The 13,804-nt window shown below is 67.8% G+C and carries 14 protein-coding genes; 1 reads left to right on the forward strand and 13 read right to left on the reverse strand.

All coding sequences use genetic code 11. From position 1 onward, the window contains the following. Positions 1–72: 72 nt before the first annotated feature. From BZF57_RS01575 to BZF57_RS01635, 13 genes are all read right to left on the reverse strand, one after another. Entirely contained in the window at positions 73–687 is a 615-nt protein-coding gene (locus BZF57_RS01575; protein ID WP_086733897.1) for an outer membrane protein, read from the reverse strand. Positions 688–1,052: 365 nt separating this feature from the next. Continuing rightward, positions 1,053–2,408: an NADP-specific glutamate dehydrogenase gene (gene gdhA / locus BZF57_RS01580; RefSeq protein WP_086733899.1), complete on the reverse strand. Its 1,356-nt coding sequence runs from the start codon at positions 2,406–2,408 to the stop codon at positions 1,053–1,055. A 104-nt stretch (positions 2,409–2,512) separates the two neighbouring features. Continuing rightward, positions 2,513–3,823 carry a radical SAM protein gene (locus tag BZF57_RS01585; protein WP_086733901.1) on the reverse strand — a complete coding sequence of 437 codons (1,311 nt, stop codon included), beginning with the start codon at positions 3,821–3,823 and terminating at the stop codon, positions 2,513–2,515. Between the two features lie 44 nt (positions 3,824–3,867). After that, positions 3,868–4,092, reverse strand: coding sequence for a hypothetical protein (locus BZF57_RS01590; protein ID WP_086733903.1), 225 nt, complete (start codon positions 4,090–4,092; stop codon positions 3,868–3,870). Further along, positions 4,089–4,238, reverse strand: a complete 150-nt coding sequence (ccoS, locus tag BZF57_RS01595; protein WP_086733905.1) for a cbb3-type cytochrome oxidase assembly protein CcoS — start codon at positions 4,236–4,238, stop codon at positions 4,089–4,091. Before ccoS ends, BZF57_RS01590 begins: the two co-directional genes overlap by 4 nt. Next, on the reverse strand, positions 4,235–6,358 hold the full coding sequence (locus BZF57_RS01600; protein ID WP_086733907.1) for a heavy metal translocating P-type ATPase: 2,124 nt from the start codon (positions 6,356–6,358) through the stop codon (positions 4,235–4,237). The genes ccoS and BZF57_RS01600 overlap by 4 nt, the downstream gene beginning before the upstream one ends. Then, positions 6,355–6,810 carry a FixH family protein gene (locus tag BZF57_RS01605; RefSeq protein ID WP_086733909.1) on the reverse strand — a complete coding sequence of 152 codons (456 nt, stop codon included), beginning with the start codon at positions 6,808–6,810 and terminating at the stop codon, positions 6,355–6,357. The genes BZF57_RS01600 and BZF57_RS01605 overlap by 4 nt, the downstream gene beginning before the upstream one ends. Continuing rightward, a complete protein-coding gene (ccoG, locus tag BZF57_RS01610; protein ID WP_086734587.1) occupies positions 6,810–8,255 on the reverse strand; it encodes a cytochrome c oxidase accessory protein CcoG in 1,446 nt (481 codons plus the stop codon). The genes BZF57_RS01605 and ccoG overlap by 1 nt, the downstream gene beginning before the upstream one ends. 160 nt (positions 8,256–8,415) lie before the next feature. Beyond that, positions 8,416–9,333: a cytochrome-c oxidase, cbb3-type subunit III gene (ccoP, locus tag BZF57_RS01615; RefSeq protein ID WP_086733911.1), complete on the reverse strand. Its 918-nt coding sequence runs from the start codon at positions 9,331–9,333 to the stop codon at positions 8,416–8,418. Next, the gene (locus BZF57_RS01620; RefSeq protein WP_086733913.1) at positions 9,323–9,487 is read right to left on the reverse strand and encodes a cbb3-type cytochrome c oxidase subunit 3; all 165 of its coding nucleotides are present in this window, start codon (positions 9,485–9,487) and stop codon (positions 9,323–9,325) included. The genes ccoP and BZF57_RS01620 overlap by 11 nt, the downstream gene beginning before the upstream one ends. Beyond that, positions 9,484–10,251: a cytochrome-c oxidase, cbb3-type subunit II gene (ccoO, locus tag BZF57_RS01625; protein WP_086733915.1), complete on the reverse strand. Its 768-nt coding sequence runs from the start codon at positions 10,249–10,251 to the stop codon at positions 9,484–9,486. The genes BZF57_RS01620 and ccoO overlap by 4 nt, the downstream gene beginning before the upstream one ends. Before the next feature lie 23 nt (positions 10,252–10,274). Continuing rightward, positions 10,275–11,942 (reverse strand): cytochrome-c oxidase, cbb3-type subunit I, encoded by a 1,668-nt coding sequence (gene ccoN, locus BZF57_RS01630; protein WP_086733917.1) that lies wholly within the window; start codon positions 11,940–11,942, stop codon positions 10,275–10,277. Between the two features lie 77 nt (positions 11,943–12,019). Further along, complete coding sequence (locus BZF57_RS01635; RefSeq protein WP_086733919.1) at positions 12,020–12,712, reverse strand: Crp/Fnr family transcriptional regulator; 693 nt, start codon at positions 12,710–12,712, stop codon at positions 12,020–12,022. A 194-nt stretch (positions 12,713–12,906) separates the two neighbouring features. On the opposite strand from BZF57_RS01635, the gene BZF57_RS01640 reads away from it, so the two are divergent. After that, a complete protein-coding gene (locus BZF57_RS01640; RefSeq protein WP_240505818.1) occupies positions 12,907–13,587 on the forward strand; it encodes an OmpW/AlkL family protein in 681 nt (226 codons plus the stop codon). Positions 13,588–13,804 lie beyond the last annotated feature (217 nt).

Raw genomic sequence — 13,804 nt, forward strand, 5'->3', positions numbered from 1 at the left:
ACGCCGCGCGCGCAAGCAAAAAGGGCCGCACCCTGCGGCGCGGCCCTTCCTTCTAGTCTTGCGGCATCAGCCTCAGAACTTGCCGAGCAGGGTAACGACGCCCTGATGACGGCTGACGTTGAAGTCCGTACCGAGCAGATCCCCGAGGCCGAGGCTGCCATAGTCGGAGTAGCGATACTCGAGACGGATGCCGTAGTTCTTGCCGAGGTCGATTTCACCGCCCGCGCCGAGGCGGAAGCCATCGAAGGACTCCTCGGCCGAGACTTGACCCGTGCCGTCGTCATATTCGAGCTCGATCGAGGCGTTGGTGTAGCCGCCCTTCACGTAGAGCAGGCCGTTCTTGCCCGGACGAAAGCCGAGGCGGCCACCGACATAGAGATCGCGGCCCGCATTGACCGACGCGCTTTCGGCGCCGTCCTGGACGCTCACGCCGAGGCTCGAATCGGTGTATTCGGCCTCGATCCCGAACACGAGGCCCTTCTCGGTCTCGTAGTCATAACCGGCGGTGATGCCGAACACCGCGTCTTCATCGCGGCTGGTGAATCCGTCGACCTCGAACTCGACGCGGTCGACACCGATGATCGCGCCCGCGACGAACTTGCCGCCTGCGGTGCTTTCTTCCTGCGCGAATGCGGGGGTGGCAACGGCAAGTGCGCTCGCTGCCAGAGCGATCGAAATAACCTTCATAATCAGAGCCTTTCTAAGCCAGAATTGGCGGAAGGGCCCGCTAGGCGGTTATCAAACCCAGACATTAATCCAGGTTAGGTTATCACATAAAGTTTGGTGGCCTGTGACATGGCGGACTCACCCGCCGCGCGACTGCAGGGCAGGCCCGTTTTCCTACACGCCTGCCAGCCGCTACGCTGCGCCCGGCTCTTTCCCATTGTCCCGTCCGGCCTGCGAGGCCGTTTGCCACCAGAGGCGCGCTTTTCGCCCGCGCCCCCGTGTCTGTCCGTTTGACGGAAGCCGATCCAGATCGCTGAAATATCGAAGAAACGCGCGAAATTCCGAAGCGGACACGGTGTCCGCTTTGTCCGCCTCGCGGCGTCGCCCTAGACCACCCCGAAGGCGAGCATCGCGTCGGCGACCTTCTTGAAGCCGGCGATATTCGCGCCCTTCACGTAGTCGATATAGCCGCCCCCCTGATCGCCGTAGCGGATGCAGGACTGGTGGATGCCCGACATGATGTCCTTGAGCATCTGCTGGAGCTCCTCCTCCTTCCACGAGCGGCGTTCGGAGTTCTGGCTCATCTCGAGGCCAGAAACCGCGACCCCGCCCGCGTTCGAGGCCTTGCCCGGCGCGTAGAGGATTTTCGCGGCCTTGAAGGCGTGGACCCCGTCGAGGTCGGTCGGCATGTTCGCCCCTTCCGAAACCGCGCGGCAGCCATTGGCGATGAGGGTCTTGGCGTCCTCCCCCAGCAGTTCGTTCTGCGTGGCGCAGGGGAGCGCGACGTCGCAGGGCACGCCCCACGGGGTCTTGCCCGCATGGAAGGTCGCCTTGGGGAAGGCCGCGACATAGTCCTCGATCCGGCCGCGGCGGTGGGTCTTGTGGCTCTTCACCCAGTCGATCTTCTCTTGGGTGATGCCGTCGGGATCATGGATGAACCCGCCGCTGTCCGACAGGGTCAGCACCTTGCCGCCCAGTTGCACGATCTTCTCGGCCGCATGGGTGGCGACATTGCCGCTGCCCGAGATCACCGCGGTCTTGCCCGCCAGATCCTCGCCTTTGGTCGCCAGCATCTCGGCAAGGAAATAGACCGCGCCGTAGCCGGTCGCCTCGGTGCGGATCAGCGAGCCGCCCCATTCGAGGCCCTTGCCGGTCAGCACCCCGGTGAAGTTGTTGGTGATGCGCTTGTACTGGCCGAACATGAAGCCGATCTCGCGCGCGCCCACGCCGATGTCGCCCGCCGGCACGTCGACGTCGGCGCCGATGTGGCGGTAGAGTTCGGTCATGAAGGACTGGCAGAAGCGCATGATCTCGCGCACGCTCTTGCCCTTGGGATTGAAGTTGGAGCCGCCCTTGCCGCCGCCCATCGGCAGGCCGGTGAGGGCGTTCTTGAAGGTCTGCTCGAAGGCGAGGAACTTGAGGACGCTCTCGTTCACGCTCGGGTGGAAGCGGATGCCGCCCTTGTAGGGGCCGATCGCGTTGTTGTTCTGCACCCGCCAGCCGCGCTGGACGCGGATATTGCCGGCATCGTCCTCCCAGCACACGCGGAAGGAGACGACGCGGTCGGGCTCGGCGATGCGGCGGAGGATCTGCTGGGAGTGGTACTCCTCCTTGTCCTCCATGAATTCGAAGATGTCCTCGGCCACTTCCTGCACGGCCTGGACGAATTCGGGCTGATAGGGATTGCGCTTCTTCACGCCCTCCATGAAGCCGTTGAGGTCGACGTGATCGGAAACGGCCATGCAGTTGCCCCCTTGGAAAACGCAGCGGTGCGCTCTGTGATGACCCCGCGCAGGTCTATCCCTGCAAATCGCGAGGCTTGCAAGGCGCAACGTGCGGGGGGTGGTCAGATGGCGGAGCTGAAGGTGCGCGGGGCGGCGGCGCGGTAGGCATCGAACAGCGCGGCGATCACCCGGGCATAGGGCAGGCCGCCGGTGGGGATCGACAGGCGGTTGCCGCGCAGCTCGGCAAGACCCGCGCTGATGAAGGGCGCCAGCCGCGCGGAGGTTTCGGCGAGGAGGTCGTCCGGCAGCATCACCTCGCCCCGGCACAACAGCGACTCGATCACCGCAGCCCGGCGCTGGTCCTCGTCCGAGCGGGCGATGCCGTGGCTGGCGGAAAGCCGGCCCTCGGCCGAGAGCTGCCGGTAGCGCCCGGTGTGCTTCTCGTTCTGGGCGAGGAGCCCGGGAAAGCCGCTGATCGCGCTCGCGCCGAGGCCGATCAGCACTTCGGAGGGGTCGTCGGTGAAGCCCTGGAAGTTGCGGCGCAGTGTGCCCTGCCGCACCGCGCGGGCCATGGGGTCGTGGGGGAGGGCGAAGTGGTCGAAGCCGATCGCGTCGTAGCCGTGCCCGGTGAGGATGCGATGCGCCTCGCTCGCCATGGTGAAACGCGCCGCCGCGCCGGGGAGGGCATCGGCGGGGATCATGGTCTGGCGCGGGACGAGGTGGGGCACGTGGGCATAGCCGAACACGGCGATCCGGTCCGCGCCGAGCTTGCGGGTGTAGTCGAGGCTGTCTTCCAGGTCGGCCTCGCTCTGGTGCGGGAGGCCGTACATGAGGTCGAAATTGAGCGAGGTGACGCCACCGTTGCGGAGCCATTCGGTGCTGCGGCAGATCATCGAGAGCGATTGCTCGCGCCCGATCGCTTTCTGGCAATGGGCGGCGAAGGTCTGCACGCCCATGCTCGCCCGCGTGATGCCGGTCTCGGCGATCACCCCGCTCCATTCGGCGGTGAGGCTGCGCGGATCGAGCTCGATCGACCACTCGGGCCCGGCGAGCGGCAGGTGGGCGTGGAGCGCATCGACCAGCGCGAGGAAATCGGTGGTGTGGACCGCGTTGGGGCTGCCCCCGCCAAAGGCGATGCGGCGCACGCGGGCACCCTGCGGCATGAGGCTGCCGACGGTCGCGATCTCCTGATGGAGTGCCGCCAGATAGGCCTCGACCCGCGCGCGCTTGCCCGAGACCGCGGTGTTGCACCCGCAGTAGAAGCAGATCGCCTCGCAGAAGGGGATGTGGAGGTATAGCGAGACGTCGCCGCTAACCCCGCCGATGGCGCGTTCGAGGGTGCCATCAGGCAGCGGACCGAAGTCGGCCGCGGTCGGGTAGCTGGTGTAGCGCGGCACGGCGGTCGCGAGCAGCTCGGGAATGTATGTCCACATGGGGCGCTTAAAGCGCGCGACGTGTCACGCGTCTTTGCGCGAGATCAAATCCCTCGCTTCGGAGGCTTTGGCTCGTTCTTTTCGCGGCAGGTCCCCGCGTGGCAGCCCTTGGGGTGGCAGTCGCGCTCCTGCGCGGGGCGCTCCTTGCCGAGGGGGATCGTGATCGTGCCACCGTTGCACAGGTGCATGGTGAGCGTGCTCTCCTTGGCGGGAAGCGGGCCGATCATCACCGGCACCAAGGCGGCAAGGGCGAGGGGGAGCAGGTTCATGCCTCGTCCTCCTCATCGATGAGGATGCGGCTGGCCGCGCCCTCCATGTCCTCGTATTGCCCGTCGCGCATCGACCACAGGAAGGCGAGCAGCCCGAGCAGGCCCATGCCGAGCGCGATGGGGATGAGGAAGGCAAGGCCTGTCATGGGCGTGCGGCTCCGGCAAGGCGCAGCGAGTTGGCGACGACGACCAGAGAGCTCACCGACATGGCAATCGCGGCGACCAGCGGCGTCACCTGCCCCGTCAGCGCGAGCGGCACGGCGAGGAGGTTGTAGCCGATCGAGAAGGCGAAGTTCTGGCGCACGATCCGCATCGTCCGCTTGGCCACCCGCACTGCGAGGGCGACGGGCATCAGCCCCTCGCCGATGAACACCGCGTCGGCGGCCTGCTGGCTGGCGTCGGACGCGGTGCCGGGCGCGATCGAGGCGTGGGCGGCGGCGAGGGCGGGGCCATCGTTGAGCCCGTCGCCCACCATCAGCGGGCGGCGGCCTGCGGCCTTCAGGGCTTCGAGCGCGGCAAGCTTGTCCTGCGGGCTGGCCTCTGCCTCGGCGGCGAGGCCGAGGGCAAGGGCCATTGCTGCGACCGGGGCGGCGCGGTCGCCCGAGAGGATGCTGGGGGCGAGGCCCTGCGCCTTCAGCGCGGCAAGCGCCTCGGCGGCATCGGGGCGCAGCGGATCGCTGAAGGGGATGATCTGCCGGGTCTCCCCGATCCTGAGCGTGGTGGCGAGGGTATCGCTCGCGCCTTCGGGTCGTTCGAGCCCCACGGCGAGGCCCTGCCATGTGCCGGTGAGGCCCGACCCGCTGACCTCGGTAATGCCGGTGACCGCGGCAGGGGCAACCCCCTCGCGCAGCAGCGCAGCGGCGAGGCCGCGGCTCAGGGGGTGGCGGCTGGTCTGGGCGAGGGCGAGGGCGATGCCGCGCGCTTCCGGGTCGAGCGCGCCCACCTCCGCGCGCGGTTCGCCCAGCGTCAGCGTGCCCGTCTTGTCGAGCAGCGCCACGTCGCACTCGGCGAGACGTTCGAGCGCGCTCCCGTCCTTCACCAGCAGGCCCCGCCGCAGCAGCGCACCGCTCGCCACGACCTGCGCGGCAGGCACCGCAAGGCCCATCGCGCAGGGGCAGGTGATGATCAGCACGGCGATGGCGATGGTGAGCGAGGCGTGCCAGCCTGCGCCTGCGATCATCCACCCCGCAAAGGCCAGCGCGGCAAGGCTGTGCACCGCGGGGGCATAGAGCCGCGAGGCGCGGTCGGCGATGCGGACATAGCTCGAGCGCGATTGCCCCGCCTCGTCCATCAGCCGCGCGATCTCGGCGAGCGCGGTGTCCTCGCCCACGTGGGTGAGGCGCACCCGCAAGGCGCCGCCCATGTTGATCGCCCCGGCGTGGACGATGCTCCCCGGCCCGACGGGCGCGGGCGCGCTCTCGCCGGTGAGCATGGCATTGTCGAGCGCGCCGCGCCCCTCGACCACCTCGCCATCCGCGGCGAGCGCCTCGCCCGCGGCGACCAGCACCAGCATGCCGGGCTCCAGATCCTTCGCCGCAACCCTGCGCGTGGTGCCATCCGGCGCGATCACGCTCGCGCTCTTACCCATTCGCCCCAGCAGCGCGCCGATGCCTGCGCGCGTGCGGTCGCGCATCGCGGCATCGAGCGCGCGGCCTGCGAGCAGGAAGAACAGCAGCATCACGGCGGAATCGAAGAAGGCGTGCGCCCCGCCGGTCACGGTCTCGTAAAGCGAGAGGCAGGTCGCCAGGATCACGCCGATGCTGATCGGCACATCCATGTTCGTCCGCCGGTGCGACAGCGCCATCCACGCGCTGCGGAAGAACGGCTGGCCGGAGTACGCGATCACCGGCAGCGCGATCAGCGCCGAGAGCCAGTGGAACAGCGCGCGCGTCGCGCCTTCGGCCCCCGACCAGACGCTGACCGAGAGCAGCATCACGTTCATCATGCCGAAGCCCGCGACTCCCAGCGCGCGGGTCAGGCGGGCGCGTTCGGCATCCTCGCGGCCCAGCGGGTTCTCGGCGACCGGCTGCGCCTCGAACCCGAGGCCGAGCAGCGCGGCGGCGAGCGCCTCCTCGCCCAGCGCCGGATCGTGGCGGATCGCGACGCGCTTGGCCGAAAGGTTGGCGCGGGCCTCGGCGATGCCCGCGAGCTTTGGCAACTCGCGCTCGATCTTGCCGATGCACCCGGCGCACTTCATCCCCGGCACGGTGAAGCGCGTGGTGGCGAGCGGCGTTTCCGCGGCTTCAAGGAGAGCGGGGGCGTTCACCGGATTTCGCCCTCGCCCGCCCAGGCCTGATCCCCGGCGCGGATCGCGATGCGTAACTGCCAGCGGCCCGGCGCGACGGTCTCGTTCGAGACCCAGCGGCCGCGGCCCTCGTCGGTGAAGGTGAACGCGGCATCATCGCGCAGGCCGAGCGGGTGTTCGGCCGTGGCGGTCATGCGCGCGCCTGCGGGCACGCCCAGCGCCTCGATCACCACGTGGCCATCGGCGCGCAGATGCGGCACTGCCTGCCAACCGAGCGCCTTGGAGGCCGCCGCCTGCTTGAGCCATCCGTTGTAGTTCTGGCTGGCGACATAGGAGTTATCGACCACCGTGCCGTGGAAGCTCTCCACCGCCATCGTCGCCATGCCGAGATTGACCGCGATCACGATGCCGAACCCGGCAACGAAGATCGCCGCCATGTGCTTGCCGGTGAAGGCTTTGGTGTGGCTCGGCATTAGTCGTCCTCCGGCGTTGTTTTGGCAGGTTGGGCAAAGGTGGTTTGCGCGCTGTCGCTCTCGTCCTGCGCGGTAAGCCGGAAGGTGAAGGCGAGGCCATCGTCATCGGCTTCGGTCCCCGGAGGTAGCATCACGTAGGCGCGCAGCACCTGTGTGGCGTTGGCAGGGACGGTGACCGTCTGCCTTGGCGCCGCGTTCTCGAGGCTGACCGCGTCGGTCCACATCACCGCGCCCTTGGGAAGGCCTTCGAGGGCCACTTCCATCTCGCGCGGGCGGGCCTCCATGTTCCTGAGGCGCAGCGTGTAGGCGTTCCTGACCGAGCCGTCCTTCAGCAGCATGAAGGGCGGATTGCGATCGGGCGCGACGGTGAGATCGGTGTGGCTGCGGGTGCCGAGCGCAAAGAGCAGCGCCGCGCCGATCCCGGCCCAGACGCCGAAATAGACGAACAGGCGCGGGCGCAGCAGGGCCTTCCATGCCGGGGTCGCGGGCGCGCCGGCGGCCTCGGCATCGCATTGTTCGAGCGTCGCATAGTCGATCAGCCCGCGCGGGCGGCCGACCTCCTTCATCACCCGGTCGCAGGCGTCGATGCACAGCCCGCAGGTGATGCAGCCGATCTGCTGGCCTTCGCGGATGTCGACTCCCGTGGGGCACACCGCGACGCACATGGCGCAATCGATGCAGTCGCCATAGGCATCCGGGTTCTTCGCTGCCTTCTTGAGGCTGCCGCGCTGTTCGCCGCGCCAGTCCTTGTAGGTGACGATCAGCGATTTCTCGTCGAGCATCGCGGTCTGGATGCGCGGCCAGGGGCACATGTAGACGCACACCTGCTCGCGCATGAACCCGCCAAGCCAGAAGGTCGTGCCGGTGAGGATCGCCACGGTCGCATAGGCGACGGGGTCGGCGGTGCCGTGCCAGAAATCCCAGGTAAGCGTCGGCGCGTCGGCGAAATACATGATCCATGCGCCACCGGTCCAGAAGGCGATCGCGAGATAGACCGCCCACTTGGCGAGCCGGCGGGTGGTCTTGGCGAGCGTCCACGGGGCCTTGTCGAGCCGCATGCGGGCATTGCGGTCGCCGTCGAAGAAGCGGTCGACGTGCTGGAACAGGTCGGTCCACACCGTCTGCGGGCAGGCATAGCCGCACCACGCGCGGCCCACGGCGCTGGTGACGAGGAACAGGCCGATCCCCGCCATGATCAGGAGGCCCGCGACGAAGTAGAATTCGTGCGGCCAGATCTCGATGTCGAACATGTAGAAGCGGCGGTTGGCCAGATCGACCAGCACCGCCTGGTCGGGGGCATAGGCCCCGCGGTCCCAGCGGATCCACGGGGTGGCGTAGTAGATGACGAGCGTGATCGCCATCACCGCCCACTTGAAGCGGCGGAAGGGCCCGTCGATCCGCTTGTTGTGGACCGTCTTGCCCTTCTCGTAGAGCGCCGAGCCCATGAATCCGACCTCGTCCGACGGAGCGGGCGTGGGCGTGGTGCTCTCCGCGGTCTCGAGCGCCGCCGCCCAGTCGCGCCCAGCGTGGGCTGGCTGCGGCGCGTCTGGTGCCGGGGGGCGTGCGGGGCGCTCGAGTTCGTCGGCCTGGGCCATGTCGGGGTGCCTAGTTGCTGGCGACCTTGGTCGCGTCGGGGGTCGCTTCGGGAGCAGCGGCAGAGGGGGCCGCATCCTGTCCGCCGCCGCGCGAGTGGACGTAGGCGGCGAGCATCTTGATCGTCACCGGATCGAGCCGCCCCTGCCATGCCGGCATGACGCCGTGACGGGGGGCGAGGATCTGGCGCTTCACATCGGCCTGCGTACCGCCATAGAGCCAGATCGCATCGTTCAGCGCAGGCGCGCCCATCGCCGGGAGGCCGCCGCCGGTCGGGCCGTGGCAGGCCGCGCAATTGTCGGCGAAAAGCTGCGCGCCTTGCGGGCTGTCCTTGGCCTTGCCGCTCAGCGCCAGCACGTGGCGCGCCACGGCATCGGCCTCGGCCGGTTGCAGCACGCCTTCGAAGGCGGGCATGAAGTTGGTGCGGGTCTCGGGGCTCGCTTCCCAGCGGATGCCGTGGGCGAGGGTGGTCTGGATGTCGGTGAGGGTGCCGCCCCACAGCCAGTCGTCATCGTTGAGGTTGGGGTAGCCCGGCGATCCTGCCGCGCCCGCGCCGTGGCACTGCACGCAGTTGACCTTGAACGCCGCCGCGCCGCCCGCGATCGCGGCCTGCATCAGCTGCGGATTGCCCGCGAGCGCCTCGATATCGGTCGCCGCGATCTGCGCCCGCACACCCGCGCGGGCGGCATCGGCGGCGCGCATCTCCTGTTCGAGCTGCCCGCGGCTCGACCAGCCCAGCGTGCCGGGCGTCGCGCCCTCGAGCATCGGCCACGCGGGGTAGAGCACCACATAGACCAGAGCGAACAGGATCGTCGCGTAGAAGGTGTAGAGCCACCAGCGCGGCAGGGGGGTGTTGAGTTCCTCGATGCCGTCCCATTCGTGGCCGACGAATTCGGTGCCCGTGGGCTCGTCGATGCGCTTATTGGTCATCGTTCTCGTCCTTGAAAATCAGGTTCTTGGCGTCCGCGACATGGGGCTTGGCGCCCGGGCGGAAGTGCCACAGGCACAGCACCAGATAGAGCACGCAGATCACCGCCAGCGCGTAGCTGTCGGCGAAGTGGCGAAGCGCGGTGTAGAGGCTCATCGGCCGCCCTCCTTGCTCAGCTCTTCCTGCGCGGCGGCGCTGTTCACATCGACCAGCGTGCCGAGCATCTGGAGGTAGGCGACCAGCGCATCCATCTCGGTCACGCGGGCCGGATCCCCGTCGAAGTCGCGGATCTGCGCCTTGGGGTAGCGCGTGGCGAGGTCGCCCGCGTCGGCATTGGGATCGGCCTGCGCGGCGAGATCGGCCTCGGCCTTGGCGAGGTCGGCATCGGTGTAGGGCACGCCCACCGCCCGCAGCGCGCCGAGGTTGGCGGCAACGTCCGGCACCTTCAGCGGGGTTTCCGCCAGGAAGGAATAGTTCGGCATGATGCTCTCGGGCACCACCTCGCGCGGGGCTTTGAGGTGCTGGACATGCCAGGCGTCCGAATACTTGCCCCCTACGCGGGCGAGGTCCGGCCCGGTGCGTTTCGAGCCCCACTGGAAGGGGTGATCGTACATCGATTCCGCGGCCAGCGAGTAATGCCCGTAGCGCTCCACCTCGTCGCGGAAGGGCCGGATCATCTGGCTGTGGCAGACATAGCAGCCCTCGCGGATGTAGATGTCCCGCCCCGCCTGTTCGAGCGGGGTGTAGGGGCGCATCCCGTCGACCGCCTCGATCGTGTTGTCGATCCAGAACATCGGGGCAATCTCGACGACCCCGCCGATGGCGACCACGCCGAGCGTGCAGGCGGCGAGCAGGGTGACGTTCTTCTCGAGCTTCTTGTGGCCCTCGAAGACTTCCGAATGTGCAGCGTTCTTGCTCATGGTTCAGGTTCCCGTTTGCGCGGTCATTCGGCCGGTTCGGCGGCGAAGGTCGGGAGGAGGGGATGATCGGCGCTCGTGTCGGTCGACACATCGCCCATCGGGGCTTCGGCGCGCTCCTTGCCGGCAATGGTCATGGCGGTGTTCCAGGCCATGATGATCGCGCCGGAGAGGTACATCAGGCCCCCCACACCGCGCAGCACATACATCGGGTGGAGCGCCGCGACCGTGTCGACGAAGCTGTTCACGAGGTAGCCGTCCGCGCCGTATTCGCGCCACATCAGGCCCTGGGTGATCCCCGCCACCCACATGCTGGCGGCGTAGAAGACGATCCCCAGCGTCGCGAGCCAGAAGTGCCAGTTGATCATCCGCAAGGAGTAGAGCCGCTCGCGGTTCCACAGGCGCGGGGTGAGGTAGTAGACGCAGGCGAAGGTGATCATCCCGTTCCACCCCAGCGCGCCAGAGTGCACGTGGCCGATGGTCCAGTCGGTGTAGTGCGAGAGCGAGTTCACCGCCTTGATCGACAGCATCGGCCCTTCGAAGGTGCTCATCCCGTAGAAGGCGAGTGCGAGGACCATCATGCGGATGATCGGATCGGTGCGGACCTTGTCCCATGCGCCGTTGAGGGTCATCAGCCCGTTGATCATCCCGCCCCAGCTCGGCATCCACAGCATCACCGAGAACACCATGCCGAGCGTCTGCGCCCAGTCGGGGAGCGCGGTGTAGTGGAGGTGGTGCGGGCCGGCCCAGATGTAGAGGAAGATCAGCGACCAGAAGTGGATGATCGACAGGCGGTAGGAATAGACCGGCCGCCCGGCCTGCTTGGGCACGAAGTAGTACATCATCGCGAGGAAGCCCGCGGTGAGGAAGAAGCCCACCGCATTGTGGCCGTACCACCACTGGGTCAGCGCATCCTGCACGCCGGCGAAGACGCTGTAGCTCTTGGTGCCGAGCAGGCTGACGGGCAGCGCGAGGTTGTTGACCACGTGCAGCATCGCGATCGTCAGGATGAAGGCGAGATAGAACCAGTTGGCCACATAGATATGCGGCTCGCGGCGCTGGAGGATCGTGCCGACGAACACCGCCGCATAGGCGAGCCACACGATGGTCAGCCACAGATCGACATACCATTCGGGCTCGGCATATTCGCGGCCCTGGCTGATCCCGAGGACGTAGCCGGTCGCGGCGAGCACGATGAACAGCTGGTAGCCCCAGAACACGAAGCGCGCGACGCCCGGCAGCGCCAGCGTGGTGCGGCAGGTGCGCTGCACGACATAGAAGCTGGTGGCGAGCAGCGCGTTGCCGCCAAAGGCGAAGATCACCGCGCTGGTGTGCAGCGGGCGGACGCGGCCGAAGTTCAAGTAGGGCTCGAAGTTCAGTTGCGGGAAGGCGAGCTGCGCGGCGATGAACACGCCCACCAGCAGGCCGACCACGCCCCAGAACATCGTCGCGATCACGCCCCAGCGGATCACGTCGTCATCATAGCGGCTCGGCCCGGGAGGCATCCGGAAGATGCTCTGCGCGCGCGCCACCGGGTCATAGGTGCCCAGCGTCGCCACGATCAGGATCACCGCGACCAGCGCCACGATCCCCATGTGGATGGCAAACCCCGCATCGGGCGTAAGCGCGATGGCGGCGATGCTGGCGAGCAGGACAAGCGCCCACACTCCCAGCCGCTTAACGACTGTTTCCATGTTGATTTATCCCTTCCGTCGGAGCGATCCCTACCGCGCCTGCGCAATCCCTGTGTTTGACCGAAATCAAAATTGGTTCAGTTTTTGGCTCCATCGCCGCAGCGGCCCGCGATCCGGGCGAGCGCGCCGACATCGGCGAGCGCGACCTTCGAGCGGCCCTCGGTGGTCACCAGCCCCGCCTCGCGCAGCTCGGTGAGCTGGCGGCTGACGGTCTCGATCGTGAGGCCGAGCGAATCGCCGATGTCGCGGCGGCTCATCGGCAGCGCGAAGGCGCAAGGCCCGCGCGTGCAATCGGCGAGCCGCTCGGCCATCGAGACGAGGAAATCGGCGATCCGCGCGGCGGCCGACTTGTGCCCCATCTGCATCATCCGGGTGCGCGAGCGGTGGAGCGCCTGAAGGCTGCGGGTCAGCACCGAACGCAGCACCGCCGGATCGCCTTGGGCTGCATCGAGGAAGCGGTCGGCTGGGAAGATCGCCAGTTCGCAATCGGCGAGCGCGACGAGACGGAAATCGCCATCCGCCTTGCGCAGCACCGACACCAGATCGCCCGCGAAGTGGAAGGCGAGCACCTGCCCGCCGGGCGCGCCGCTCGCATGGGGGGAAATGAGCTTGGCCGCCCCGGTGCCGATCCACACCAGCCGGTCCTCGTCGGCATCGGGCGGCAGCTGCTGCCCCTTGGCGAGGAAGGCCGGACTGCCGAGCGCGCAGAGCCGGTCTGCCGTGGGCGCATCGCCCGTCCCCTCCGGCAAGGCCGCGCGGAATGCGGCCATTGTGGCCGCTGGCCCGTGAGCGGGCGGGAGGGGACTTAGGGTCGCCATGATGGTGCCGCTTTGGGCTGCGGATGCGCAAAGGTCTTTGATTCCGATCAATGAGCGCGGGGGCGGCCTGCGGTTATCCGGCCCCCACAGGCAGCAAACATCCTGGGCCGCGCAAGGTGGCCGCTGCTGCCGATGAGGATGGGAAAATGAAGAAAGTTCTGATGCTTGGCGCCGCCGCACTGGCGTTTGCCGCGGTGCCCGCAATGGCGCAGGATGCGCCCGAGCGGGCCGGACACGTGCAGGTCAAAGTGCTCGGCACCTATGTCGCGCCCGACGGCAAGATCACCGACATCAACGTCAATGTGCCGAACCTGCCTGCGACTACACAGACCAAGGCGAACGACAATGTGACGCCGACGATCGCGATCGAATATTTCGTGACCGACAATGTCTCGATCGAGACCATCGCGGGGATCACCCAGCACGATGTCGATGCGACCGCCGGCCTGCCCGCGGGGGCCGAGCTGGTGTCGAACGCCAAGCTGATCCCGGCAACGGTGACGGCGAAGTATCACTTCGATCTGGGCGGCATTAAGCCTTACGTCGGCGCGGGGCCGGCCTATTTCCTGTGGGTCGGCGACAAGCGCGGCGCGGCGACGGTGCCGCTGGGCGTGACCAAGACCGACCTGTCGGACGAGTTCGGCGTGGCGCTTCAGGCGGGGGTCGATGTGCCGCTCAATGACAAGGGCCTCGGCTTCAGTGTCGATGTGAAGCGCTATTTCATCGATACAACCGCGCGCTGGTATGTCGGCAACACCTTGGCGATCGAGACCGAGCACAAGCTCGATCCGTGGCTGATCAGCGCAGGGCTGAGCTACCGGTTCTGAGCCGCCCCTCCCCCTTTAGGGCGGCCCATGAGAAGCCCCGTCGGCCATCGCGGCTGGCGGGGCTTTTTCGTTCTTCTCTTAGCGCCCGGTTCGCTCGGAGTCAGCGCTTGCCAGACAAGTACCAGAGGCCGCCAGACCCCCTCTAGACCCCCTCCAGACCCCCGCCAGAACGCAAAAGCGCGGCGTTTCACGTGAAACACCGCGCTTCGGGGGAGGG

The sequence above is a fragment of the Erythrobacter colymbi genome (genome assembly GCF_002155685.1).
Lineage (GTDB): Bacteria > Pseudomonadota > Alphaproteobacteria > Sphingomonadales > Sphingomonadaceae > Erythrobacter > Erythrobacter colymbi.

Bases quoted from the DNA above. Each gene is read 5' to 3' on its own strand.
- BZF57_RS01590 (WP_086733903.1), bottom strand. From the start codon at position 4,092: ATGAACCTGCTCCCCCTCGCCCTTGCCGCCTTGGTGCCGGTGATGATC.
- ccoP (WP_086733911.1), bottom strand. From the start codon at position 9,333: ATGACCAATAAGCGCATCGACGAGCCCACGGGCACCGAATTCGTCGGC.
- BZF57_RS01585 (WP_086733901.1), bottom strand. From the start codon at position 3,823: ATGTGGACATACATTCCCGAGCTGCTCGCGACCGCCGTGCCGCGCTAC.
- ccoN (WP_086733917.1), bottom strand. From the start codon at position 11,942: ATGGAAACAGTCGTTAAGCGGCTGGGAGTGTGGGCGCTTGTCCTGCTC.
- ccoO (WP_086733915.1), bottom strand. From the start codon at position 10,251: ATGAGCAAGAACGCTGCACATTCGGAAGTCTTCGAGGGCCACAAGAAG.
- BZF57_RS01575 (WP_086733897.1), bottom strand. From the start codon at position 687: ATGAAGGTTATTTCGATCGCTCTGGCAGCGAGCGCACTTGCCGTTGCC.
- ccoG (WP_086734587.1), bottom strand. From the start codon at position 8,255: ATGGGCTCGGCGCTCTACGAGAAGGGCAAGACGGTCCACAACAAGCGG.
- gdhA (WP_086733899.1), bottom strand. From the start codon at position 2,408: ATGGCCGTTTCCGATCACGTCGACCTCAACGGCTTCATGGAGGGCGTG.
- BZF57_RS01635 (WP_086733919.1), bottom strand. From the start codon at position 12,712: ATGGCCGCATTCCGCGCGGCCTTGCCGGAGGGGACGGGCGATGCGCCC.
- BZF57_RS01640 (WP_240505818.1), top strand. From the start codon at position 12,907: ATGAAGAAAGTTCTGATGCTTGGCGCCGCCGCACTGGCGTTTGCCGCG.
- BZF57_RS01605 (WP_086733909.1), bottom strand. From the start codon at position 6,810: ATGCCGAGCCACACCAAAGCCTTCACCGGCAAGCACATGGCGGCGATC.
- ccoS (WP_086733905.1), bottom strand. From the start codon at position 4,238: ATGACAGGCCTTGCCTTCCTCATCCCCATCGCGCTCGGCATGGGCCTG.
- BZF57_RS01620 (WP_086733913.1), bottom strand. From the start codon at position 9,487: ATGAGCCTCTACACCGCGCTTCGCCACTTCGCCGACAGCTACGCGCTG.